The 13,823-nt window shown below is 39.1% G+C and carries 1 protein-coding gene; it reads left to right on the top strand.

Features of this window, described 5'->3' with window-relative positions; genetic code table 11:
* Positions 1 to 15 precede the first annotated feature (15 nt).
* Complete coding sequence (locus BMW37_RS10180; protein ID WP_093320565.1) at positions 16 to 13,710, top strand: Ig-like domain-containing protein; 13,695 nt, start codon at positions 16 to 18, stop codon at positions 13,708 to 13,710.
* Positions 13,711 to 13,823: the final 113 nt, after the last annotated feature.

The following is a 13,823-nucleotide window of genomic DNA, read 5'->3' as shown; positions in this document are numbered from 1 at the left end:
AGTTTCCCAATTATTGTGGATACAAAAGCCCCACCTGCTATAGATGAAATAGAAATAGTAGGAGCAAATCCCGAAACAGGCGAAGTCAGTAGCTTAGCGCCTACAATTAAAGGCAAAGGTGAAGCAGGCTTAGATGTTGTGATTACGCTTCCAGGCGGTGAAGAAATTGTCTTTAGCACTTCTCCAAAAGACGGTCAGTATCCATTAACGTACGGTCCAGCTGATGGAAATGGTGAAGCGAATTTTGAATTAACCTTACCTGAACTCAATGAAGGATTTGAAGGTGAGCTAAGCATTCAACAACAAGATAAAGCAGGCAATAAAGGCCCAGCTACGCTTAAACCGATTGATATTGATACTACTGCACCATCAATTGGCCAAATTACGACAATTGTTGATGATGTGGATCCAATCTCCGGTAGCTTGGCAAATGGCGCCTTTACCAATGACAACCAATTAGTCTTTAGTGGCAATGCAGAGGCCGGTGGCTTAGTTAAGTTGTATAACCAACTTGATGGAACATTGATTGGTGAGGTAATTGCTGATGCAACTGGATTGTGGACAATTACAAGTCAAACGCTTGTTGATAATCAATATGAGTTTTACATCACTGTAACAGATAGAGCGGGCAATACTAGTAATCCAAGTAATATTTATAATATCACAGTCGACACAGAAGTGAATGTCATCCCTGGGTTTGAATTTAATGTGACTAATGTAGTTGATAATATTGGTCAGTATACAGGTGAAATTAAATCAGGTGATTTCTCTGATGATAAAAACCCAACGTTTAATGGACGCGGTGAGCCAGGCACTAGATTGAAACTGTTTGTTGATGGTAAAGAAGTAGAAATCACACCTGCAGTATTAATTGATGAGAAAGGTGACTGGTCATATGAATTGGCAACTGCATTAGTAAATGGCAAGCACCTGATTCAGTTCTCGGCAGTGGATGCAGCAGGTAATGAAACATCAAAAATGCCACAACCAGCATTTGAAATCAATATTGATACAGAGGTATCTACTCTTCCTGAAGATAGATTAATTTTAGAATCAGTAACAGACAATGTTGGTGAATTAAAAGGTGCATTGAAATCGAATGATCATACAGATGATACTCGCCCAACATTCAGCGGTAAGGCTGAAGTTGGCGCTACAATACGTTTGTATATTAATGGTGATGAAGTCGCATTAGATCCAGAAGTAATTGTACAAGCTGATGGCTCATGGTCATTTGAATTACCAGCAAACTTAGCCCTAGCTGACGGTCAATATGGTTTCCAATTCAAAGCAGTCGATAAAGCTGGCAATATGACTGAATTTGCACCGACAACGCCATTTAATTTAGTTGTTGATACCAGTATTCCAGCTATTATTGATGTGACTCAATGGGAAATTTTAGATGATGTAGGTCAATTTAAAGGCCCAATCACAAATGGCACTATGACAGATGATAGGCAGCCAACTGTAACAGGTCGCGTGCCAAGTGAAGTTTCAGAAGTTGCCATTTTTGTTGATGGTAAAGAAGTTGGCCGCGCGATGGTTGCCAATAATGCATGGTCTTATCAATTTACAGAAGATCTACCATTAGGCAATCGTTATATTGAAGTCTCAGCTATTAATAAAGCGGGTACGTATGGTGAAAAATCAAGAATTGATTTCACTATTGACATCGCTAAACCCCCTTCATTAAAAGCAAATGATATCGATTTATATGATGATGTGGGTAAGGTTAAAGGTACTATCGAACCAGGTAGTTCAACAGATGATAGACAACCGGAATATAAAGGGATTGTTCGTTCTGAGGTAATTAAATTCGTTAATATATACCTAGATGGCAACTATGCAGCAACTGTAGAAGTGGACAGTGAAGGTAACTGGAGTTATACGGTACCTGCGCAGTTGTCTGGTGGTGAGCATAAATTTCAAGCCGCGCCAGTAAGTGCTTCAGGAATTGAAGGTGATAAAACAACTGAATGGGCATTTAATGTGCTTGCAACAAGACCGGAGCGACCGTCAATTATCGAAGTGACGGATGATTTTGGTAATGCCGCGAAAGTAATTCAGCCTGAAGGCATTACGAATGACAAAAATTTAACCATTCGTGGTACAGCAGAATCAAGCATCAAAGTTATCATCAATGTTAATGGCGTTTATGCAACCGAAGTTACATCTGGAGCAGATGGTAAGTGGGTTATTGATTTACCAAACAACATCATTACAAGTGATGGTACATATAATATTACTGCGTATGTTAAAGATGCAGCAGGTCAAGATTCTGATGAAACCGGTATTTACCAAGTTATTTATGACGGTACTGCTCCTTCTAAACCTATCTTTAACATTGAAGATGCACAGGGACAAGTAAAAGGGTCAGTTGTTAATAACAGTACAATCGATGACAGTGCACCGAAAATCAGTGGCAAGGCAGAATCTGGTGACAGCAAAATTGAAATCTTTAACAACGGGACTTCAGTAGGTTTTGCAAATGTCAATACTGATGGAACTTGGTCAATGAATTTAGCCCTTGCTGATGGATCTCATAAAATCACGATTAAAGAGACAGATAAAGCTGGTAATGTCTCATCAGAAAGTGATGCGTTAAATTTTGTGGTTAACACAACAGCGCTCGTGTTGACCGTTGATTATGCTGAAGTAAACGCAATCACAGCGGATGGTCCTGTAACTGAAATTAACACCGGTGGATTGACGAATGATAGAACGCCAACGCTAGTCGGTAAGGCTCAGCCAGGTGCAGTCGTTGAGATTTGGGAAGATGGCATTAAGATCAATGCAACCAATATTGTTGCGGATGCAAATGGTCAATGGCGTTTTAATGTGCCGAGCAATTTCATTAACGATAATGGGGATGGTATTCATACCTACCAAATTAAAACAGAGGATGCTGCGGGCAACAAAGCAAGCAAAGAATTTAAAATTAAATACGATTTAACCGCACCAGATAAAGGCGAGATTGTCAGTGTTGAAGATACTACAACACCTAACACAGGACTCCTGACTAATGGCAGCGGCACAAACGAAACATCTCCGATACTTAGAGGTACAGGAGAAGCCGGCACTACAGTACGCGTATATGATAAAGTAACGGGCAATGAAGTTATTGCGTCAACAACGGTAGATAACCAAGGAAATTGGGTCTTAAAATTAACGGCATTACCAGATGGTGAACACGAGTTTCAAGTGACTTTCACAGATGCTGCGGGTAATACAAGCCCAATGAGCGATGCGTTTAAAATTGATATTGATAGTTCAAAACCAGAAATTTTGATGCCAGATAGTTTTGAAATACTCGATAATGTTGGTGAATTCCAAGGTCCGATCAAAGCGAATGATACAACTGATGACAATAAGCCGTCTCTGATAGGCCGCGCGCCAGATGATGTTAAGCAAGTTGCTATATTTGTTGATGGCATTGAAGTTGACCGTGCGACCGTGCTTAATAATGAGTGGTCATATGATATCCAAACTGCTTTAAGTGATGGACAGCATCGTATCAGTATCGCACCGGTAAACCGTGTCGGCACCCTTGGTGAAAAAACTGAAGTCGTCTTTAGCGTTGAAACAGCGCAACCTGGTAAATTAAATGAATCACTGCTTGATTTAGTGGACAACGTTGGTGATATTCAAGGGACAATCAAAAAAGGTGACTCAACAGATGACCGCTTACCTGAATTTAAAGGTACAGCAGGAAGCACCACAAAATTTGTTAAAATTTATCTTGATGGTGATTATATCGCGACAGTGGATGTGAAGGTAGATGGCTCATGGAGCTATACACCGCCAAGTAACTTATCTGGTGGTAATCACAGATTTGAAGCTGCACCATTAACTAAATCAGGTGTAGAGGGTGAAAAAACACAGTCTTGGAACTTTAATGTTATTGCACAAAAACCAGCTCAACCAACAATTGATACGTTAGTTGATGACTATTTAGAGACAGGATCAGTCATTGTCCAACCAGATGGTTTGACAAATGATAAGACTCTTACAGTAAATGGTCGTGCAGAAGCGGGTGTTACAATCAATTTATTAGTGAACGGTCAACCAGCAGGAACGGTTAAAGCTGGAATGGATGGCAAATGGAGCTTAGATATTCCTGCGACGTCTATTACCGCTGATGGTCAATATAATGTCACAGCTACTGCTACAGATGCTGCAGGTCAAACTTCAGAAGAAGAGACGGGTATTTACCGCTTTAATTATGATGGTACGGCACCTAATAAACCAGTTATTCTTGCAATTACAGACAGTGTTGGTGATAAACAAGGTTCAATCAGCAAAGGGGATATCATTGATGATGAAACTCCTGTAATAAGCGGTAAAGCTGAATCTGGTAATAGTTCTGTCGCTATTTATAATAATGGCAGCAAGATCGGTATGGCATCTGTCAATCCAGATGGTACGTGGTCTTATACTTTGAACTTAGCTCAAGGTCCGCATAACATTACTGTAGTTGAAACGGATAAAGCAGGCAATGCATCTAATCAAAGCGATGCATTTAACTTTACAATTGATTCATCAAGTGTTGAATTAAAAGTGAATTACCTTGAAGATAATAAAGGTAATACGGCCACTCAAGTGTTAAAAGGCGGCTTAACCAATGACGATACGCCATTGTTAGTTGGTACCGCGACGCCTGGCGCGACGATTGAACTCTATGAAAATGGAGAGAAATTAAATATTGGTGTCGTTAAAGCAGATGGTACGGGTAAATGGTCATTTATTATTCCATTGCAATATGTCACAGATGGAGAACATTTCTATGAAATTAGAACTCAAAGTAAATCTGGTAATATTGTCAAAGCACCATTTGATGTAACGTACGACTTAACTGCGCCAAATGCAGGGGTGATTGAATCTGTTGAAGATACGGTTTCACCAGTACTTGGTACGCTTGAAAATGATGATGCAACGAATGATTCGTCTCCAACGCTTAGGGGTAAAGCTGAACCAGGTAGTAAAGTTATTGTATTTGATCGCTTTAATAACCAAACAATCGGGGAAGCGCCTGTTGATTTAGATGGTAATTGGGTCTTTAAAGCAACTGAACTTGAAGATGGTATACATCGTTTTGTCATAAAAGTAGTTGACCAAGCGGGTAATATTAGCGGTGATAGCAATGAATACCGTATTGAAGTTGATACATCTGTGCCACCAGCATTACCTGCAAATGCATTTGATGTAATTGATGATGTAGGGCAATTCAAAGGCAAAATTACGCCAAATAGTTTTACTGATGACAAGCGCCCAGATTTAGAGGGCCGAGCACCAAATGGCGTTGAAGAAATAGCCATCTTTATCGATGGAAAAGAAATTGGCCGCGTACCAGTTATCAATAATACTTGGAATTATAAACTAACTAAAGATTTAGCAGATGGCGAGCATACCATTGCTGTAGCACCTGTAAATCATGTCGGGACTTTAGGGGATAAGACAAGTTTAACATTTACAGTTGATACATCTGCTCCAACTGCATTAAATGAACAATTCTTAGACTTATTTGACAATGAAGGTGCAAAACAAGGGACTATTGTTCGTGGTGAATCCACTGATGACCGTCAGCCAGAATTTAAAGGTATCGCAGGTGGCAAAACTAAGTTCATCAAGATCTATCTTGATGGTAAAGAAGTCACTACTGTGCCTGTAAATGAAGATGGCACATGGAGTTATACACCACCGACGAATTTGTCTGGAGGAATGCATAATTTCCAAGCAGCGCCATTAACTCAATCAGGTGTAGAAGGTAATTTATCTAGCGCATGGAACTTCAATGTCTTGGCTTCAAAACCTTCAATTCCAACAATTGATACACTTACGGATAACTATTTAGAAGACAATGGCTCGCAAATTGTTCAACCTGGCGGACTTACGAATGATAAAACCATAACAGTCAATGGCCGTAGTGAAGGTGGTGTGAAAATCATCATCTTATTAGATGATGTTGAAGTTGCCCAAGGTACAGCATCGGCAGATGGGCGCTGGAGTGTGGAAGTGCCTGCCAACAAAATCACGAATGATGGTCAATATAAAATTACTGCCATTGCAAAAGATGCTGCGGATCAAAGCTCTGATCCTACTGGTGAATACCTCTTTAATTATGATGGTACAGCGCCAAATAAACCAGCTCTACCGACCATCACAGATAGTGTAGGTGATAAAGTTGGTGTGGTTGAAAATAACAGTACCATTGATGATGTTTCACCAGTAATTACAGGTAAAGCAGAATCTGGTGATAGCGTTGTGACTATTTTTGATAATAATCTGAAAATAGGTACGGCCACTGTTAATTCTGATGGCACATGGAGTTTCACGCTTTCTTTATCACAAGGTCCACATAGCATTACAGTGCAAGAGAAAGATAAAGCAGGAAACAACTCAGCTAAGTCAGATCCGTTGAACTTTAATGTGGATTCTTCAAAAGTCAATTTAACGGTTGATTATTTAGAAGATAACTTCGGTAATGACAATAATGCAACGCAGCAGATTAAAAATAATGGTTTAACAAATGATAAAACACCTGTTTTAGTCGGTACCGCAACACCAGGATCTGTTATTGAAATTTGGGAAGGGAATGAGTTACTCAGTGCGGGTAATGCACCTGTTGCGGATATTACTGGTAAGTGGACATTTGCTATACCAAGTCAATATGTGACAGATGGTAAACATAACTATGAAGTGCGTACAATCAGTAAGTCTGGTAATGAAAATAAATATCCATTCGAAATTGAATATGATGTGACTGCACCATCAAAAGGTACGATCGATTCAGTTGAAGATTCAGTTGCACCGTTAAAAGGATTTATCAATAAAAATGAAGCGACTAATGATTCTTCGCCAACCTTACGTGGTAAAGCTGAAATCGGTAGTACAGTGACTATTTATGATAAAACTAATGGACAAAAAGTCGGTGAAATACCAACTGGCTTGGATGGCAACTGGCTGTATAAAGTGACAGAGCTTGATGATGGCATCCATCGTTTTGTGATTACTGTTACTGATAAAGCAGGTAATGTTTCAGTGGAAAGCGATGAGTATCCAATTGAAGTTGATACGTTTATCGCTCCAGCATTAGACCTAAGCGATGTACGTTTAGTTGATGATGTCGGAACAATCCAAGGTGATTTAGTCAATGATGCGATTACAGATGATAATTACCCGACGTTAGTTGGTTTAAATGCACCAGATTACGCGAAAGAAATTGCAATTTTTGTGAACAAAATTGAGGTCGGACGTGCAATTGTTAATCCTGATGGTAGTTGGGAATATCAATTCGATAAACCAATTGCGGATGGCAAAAATAGCATTTCTATAGCAGCTGTAACTAAAGTCGGTAACGTAGGCAGTAACGATGCATCATGGAGTATCACTGTTGATACGGCGTCACCTTCTGGTATTAAGATAGAAATCACAGGTATCACGGAAGATACTGAATTTGCAGGTGACTTCATCACTAAAGATAACACGTTAACGATTTCAGGTACCTTGACACGTACATTAAGAACGGATGAGCGTGTTCAAATCAGTCTTGATGATGGAGAAACATGGGAATATGCAGTACCTACAGGCAATAGCTGGTATTTTGATAACTCAAGCACGATTTTGAACGATGGTGAGTATAATGTTCAAGTAAGGGTGGTTGATTTAGCAGGTAATGTGGGTACTACTGCATCGAAACTGATTGTTATTGATACTAAAGGACCAGATGCGACTAATAGCATTGATATTGTCTCTATCACCCCAGATACAGGTGTTGAAGGTGACTTTAAGACAAGCGAAAATGTGATAACAGTTTCTGGTAAAACGACCAAACCGATTAAGTCAGATGAGATTGTTAAAGTATCATATGACAATGGTAAAACATGGCATCAAGCAATAGTTGAGGGCGGTGACTGGTCTGTTGAAATTGGGCCATTACCTAATAACAATTATACGCTTATTGCGCAAATTTTTGATAATGCTGGCAATGAGGGTCCAAGCGACAATCAATTGATTGAAATTAACAGCAGCTCTGTCTCAAATAATGTTATTGAAATCACAGGTATGACGACCAATACAGGCGAAACTACTGACTTCATTACCAGTGATAATACATTGGTTTTCAATGGTACTTTGCTTAATGCATTAGGTAACGGTGAATCAATTGAAATTCGCATCAACAATGAAGCGTGGATTAAAATCCCTGCAGCAGATATCACAGCGAATAGCTGGATATTCAAAGGATTTGAATCTCGCCAATTAGGAGATGGTACGTATACAATTGACGTCAGAATTGTTAACTCAGTCGGTAGCCCAGGAAGTACGGATAGTCAACAAGTTGTGATTGATACTGTAGCACCAAGCAAATCGAATCAAATTTATATCGATTCGATAGCGCCAGATACCGGAATTGAGGGTGATTTTGTCACCAGTTCAAATACGTTACGCTTAAATGGACACTTTGATAGCGTCTTAGGGCAAGGTGAGAAGGTATTGGTTAGCTTTAATAATGGTCAAAGTTGGCAATATGCAACTGTTATCAATGGTACGCAGTGGTATTATGAAGATAATACTCGTTACTTTGATGAAGGTGACTATAACGTTAAAGTTCGTATAGTAGATGCAGCTTGGAATGAAGGCGCATCTGCTGAACAACTCGTGGTAATTGATAACACACCACCAGTGATAACTAAAACTATTGACATTCTAGGTATTTCTCCAGATACCGGTTTGCCTGGCGACTATAAAACAGCGGCAGATAAATTTGATATCACCGGTAAAATCTCAGCTCCAATTGGAGAGGATATCGTTAAAGTAACGTTAGATGGTATAACTTGGTATACCGTTACGTTTATTGATAGTACAAATTGGACAGTTAATATCGGGCCTTTTGCAAATGGTAAATATGATTTGGTGGCGCAAGTATTTGATAAAGCAGGTAACGGCGCAGCAAAAGATACTCAAGCAGTTGAAATTGATAAAGCGTATGTGACACCAAATACCATTACTTTTGATGCAATTACGGATGATACAGGTATTATTGGCGACTTTAAAACTAAAGACACGACCTTGATCTTTACTGGTAAGTTAGGTAACACCCTTGGTGAGAATGAGCAAGTCTGGATTAAGCTTAATAACAGTGATTGGCAAGTTGCGACTGTCAATGGTACAGATTGGAGTTTCATGACAGGTACGCTTGCTGATGGTGTCTATAATGTTGATTATCAGATAGTGAATATCAATGGTGCAGTCGGTGCTAAAGATAATAAGCAAGTTACTATAGATAATAAAGGACCTGATAATAACCAGATTTATATTGACTCAATTACTGAAGACAGCGGTTATGATAATGTAACGAAGAAGGACTTCATTACAAATGATAATAAGTTCACTGTAAGTGGCCATGTTGATACTATTTTAAAAGCAGATGAGTATATTCAGATCAGTTTAAATAATGGTCTTAGCTGGGAATATGCAACCAAAAATGGTAATAAATGGTATTACAGCTTGTTTGACAATGCTGTCACTTTAAATGATGGTACGTATGACATTAAAGTACGTATTGTAGATGATGCTGAAAATATTGGTGCAACTGCAAATAAAGCAGTGGTAGTTGATACTAGTACACCAAGTGATGTTGATATCGCTATTGTTAGCATCTCTCCAGATAATGGCATACCAAATGACTTCCAGACTAACACAGGCAACATTCGTGTTAATGGTACGCTTTCTAAAGCAGTTGAAGGTGGGCGTGTTAAAGTCTCTCTAGATGGTGGACAAAGCTGGTTAGTTGCAACGGTTGAAGGAACAAATTGGTATATCGATTTAGCGAACTTGAATACTGCAACGTATACATTAAGAGCACAAGTAGTTGACTTGGCGAATAACGAAGGTCGTTTTGTTGATAAGCAAATTGTCATTAATACAGGCGGGGTTGCTGCTAATACTATTTCAATTACTGAGATAAGCGATGACTCGGGCGTGGTAGGAGATTGGATAACTAATGATAGAACACTTACCATTAAAGGTACATTGGCAAATGGTCTATCTATCGGTGAACGTGTCGAGATTAGTATTGATGGTAAAACATGGGTGCAAGTCGAAGTTCAAGACAGAGTATGGGTCTATAACAATAGCGCATCTTCATTAGCAGATGGTAAATATACAATCGATGTGCGCATCATTAATAACGTAAATGATATTGGTGCGTTAGCGTCGAAAGAGATCACGGTCGATGGTACGGCGCCTGATGCATCGAATAAAGTCTATTTTGATAGGATTTCAGATGATAATGGTATCTCATCGACAGACTTCAAAACAAATGATAAAACACTTGAATTCTTTGGTCATTTAGACAAAGCATTAGGTGAAAATGAATTTGTCGAAATAAGCTTTAATAATGGTGCAACGTGGGTTCGTACTGAAGTTGATGGGGTTAACTGGTACTTTGATAAACGTAGTCAGCCATTTGAAAATGGTAGTTACCCAGTTAAAGTCCGCGTGATTGATCACGCAGGAAACTTAGGTTCGGTAACTGATACTCAAGACGTTATGATTGATGACACGCAAGTGTTACAAAATAGCATCTTAATCACGACTGTGACAGATGATACAGGTAGTAGCAATAGTGACTTCTTAACGAAAGATAAGAATGTAATTTTAGGCGGTACAATCGAGCGTAACTTAAGTGTCGGTGAATATATTCGAGTAAGCTTAAATGGCGGAAAAGATTGGTTGCGTGCGACGGTTAATCCAGATGGAAAAGGTTGGACATTAGATCTAACCCAAAATCCATTAATTGACGATGTGTACAGCTTAAAAGCTCAAATCGTGAATCAATTTGGTACGCCTGGTGCTGAGCATGAAAGAGAACTCACTATCGATGCAACAATTACAGATGCAACGATTAGCATTGATGGTATTAGCGATGATACCAATATTGCAGGTGACTTTAATACCGCTGATAACACGCTAATTTTTAATGGACGTTTATCTGTAACTTTAGCGTCAGATGAATTTGTTGAAATCAGTTTAGATGGTGGTGTGACTTGGCGTAAAGCAGAGGTTACAAATACTAACTGGACATATGACAATACGAAAGAATTCTTAAATGATAAGTTAGATGGGTACGATGTTAAAGTTCGCGTAATTGACAATGCTGGTAATATTTCAGGTACGGCAAGTCAGAACGTCATCATTAATAAAGAGCCACCAGTTGGAAATATCTCTGTTGATAAAGTGTCAACACTAGATACCACGCCTACTGTAACAGGTTCATTCTCTGGTTTACGTGCAGGTGAAACGGTTCAAGTTACAATCGCTGGAAAAGTTTACTCTGAAAGAAATGGTAACCTAACCATCAATTCTGCGACAGGTAAATGGTCGTTGAAAGTATCTGATGCCGATGCTTTAAACTATGGTTCTCGTAATGACATGCTACTTGATGTCCAAGCTAGAATTGTTACATTGAGTGGTGCGGTGAAAGAGGATAGTTCGAAAGATGAGTTAACTATTTTCCGTGCAGCGACAGTAACGAAATCACCAGACTTTGATTACCTTGCTGATGATACTCCTATCTTTATCGGGCGTGGTAATGTCGGTACGGGTGATGTGATTACAGTTGTGATTAAAAATAACCTAGGACAAACCATTGCGACCTTCACTAGTAATGCCGGTGGCGGTGTAGTTGTAGATAAAGTTAACGGTAGCTGGAGAATACCAGAAGAGGCTTGGGCGACTAAAGGCTTAACTTTAGACAGAGGTACTTATACTATCTCTACTTCGACTAAAACAGCTGATGGGAAAGGTGAACAATCAGGCAATACCGAGTCCTTTACGATTTACAAACCTGAAACCTCGGTCTCGGTTGCAGATGCAAGAGAACAAACGGTTTCGAAAATTTATGGTATGGATGATGGTAGTTATTGGGTATTCTGGGTTTCTAATATGGGTTCAGCGAATGCATTTGATATGTTCGCCCAGCATTATGACCAAAAAGGCAATGCTATAGGTAGTCGTATTACAGTTGCTGATAAGGACACAAATGCAGGTCATTCTAACTCAGATGCATTGCACTATATTTCAGCTTATGATGTTCATTTCAATACAGATGAATCGTTTGTGGTTTACTATCAAACAAATAATGGATTGATACCTAATATTGCTAAATTCAATAAAGATGGTACAAAAATCAGTGATGTACCAGCACCGAATGTTAGAGAGTGGGAATTAGATGCGAACTATGTACAGATGGATAATGGAGACTATGCGCTTGTATTCTCTTCAGGTACCGTCCATACATATAACGTATTTATGCAACGCTTTAAAGCTGATGGTACAGCGATTGATAGTGTGCCGATTCAACAAACTTTTGATAATAACCGTGGTTCTGGATTTACTCAATCATTAACTGCGGTAGGCGGTAATGGTGCACCTTCTATGGAAGGTTTAACAGGAGCGTATCAATACTATGCATGTATTGGGGGGATATCTACCACCAACTTAGGTAATGGACTCTTTGCAATGACTTATATGACTTCTCGTGAGTCAAATTTAGATACTGCTAAAGATGCTGACATATTCTTAAGGGTTTATGATTTCAAAACGGGTCAACCTGTTGCAACGGAGATAAAACTGACCTCGAATGATAAGTTCTATCAAGTTGATCCTGCTGTTGTTGCACTAAAAGAAGGTGGGTTTGTTGTAACTTGGGCATCTAACCATGAATCAACCAATGCTAACAATAGTGGCGGTCAAATGGATCAGTTTAATATGTATTCGAGACGTTATACATTGGATGCTAATAATAAACCGGTTGCATTAGATGCAGTTGACAAACGTGTTAATACCTCAACAGATGGTGTAAATGGTGTAGGTTATAACCGTATTCAGGGACACTATGACATAGCGGCATTAGAACATGGTGGTTATGTAATTGTTTGGACTAAATTCACTGCAGGAAATCGTGCGGAAATTTATTCGCAAACATTTGATGCTGCGGGTAATAAATTAGGCGGGGAAACACTAGTTTCAACAAGTAGTGTTGACAAGCTTGATTTACGACCAGATGTAACGGGCTTATCTGATGGTGGGTATGCAATTACCTGGACCAGTTCAACTGATAAATCAACTGATTGGTGGACAAATGTCGGAGGAGATATCTACTCTGTTATTGTAAATGCAGATGGCTCAATTAGAGGTAAGGGAGATGATAATATTTACCCGACCAATGCGAGTTATATTGATAACACAGGTGCGTTAGTTGGTAATGATGGTGTGAATACATTAGATGGTAAAAATGGTGCGACATCCTTTAATGCGGGAAGTGGTAATGATTACATAATCGCATATGATACATCATTTGATTTTATTGATGGTGGTGATGGCAATGACACACTAATTTGGAATAGTTTTGATAATCTAGATCTTTCACAAATCAGCAGCAAAGTGGATTCAATAGAGTATCTCCATCTTAATGATGCTTATGCCAATACGTTGACGTTAGATATCAACGATGTACTGGCCATGACACCAACTGATGACCATTTATTGGTCATTCAAGGCGGCGCGACAGATAAAGTTGACTTGGATTTAACTGATTCACAGTGGTCTACATTAGGAGCTCAGTCCTTTAGGGGAGAAACTTATAATGTATATGTGCATGCAACAGAAGATGCACAGTTATGGATACAGCAAGGAATTGCAGTTATCTAGATAAGCTCTCTAGTCGTTTAAAACCATAACTATTAGAAGTAAGTCAAATATCCTGCTTAAGACTTAAGCAGGATATTTTCATTTAATTGACTGGTGATTAAATGAAAATATTA

It is taken from the genome of Thorsellia anophelis DSM 18579 (assembly GCF_900111395.1).
GTDB lineage: Bacteria > Pseudomonadota > Gammaproteobacteria > Enterobacterales > Thorselliaceae > Thorsellia > Thorsellia anophelis.
Note: the sequence above shows the minus strand (reverse complement) of the source record. Positions and strands in the feature narration are given on the sequence as shown.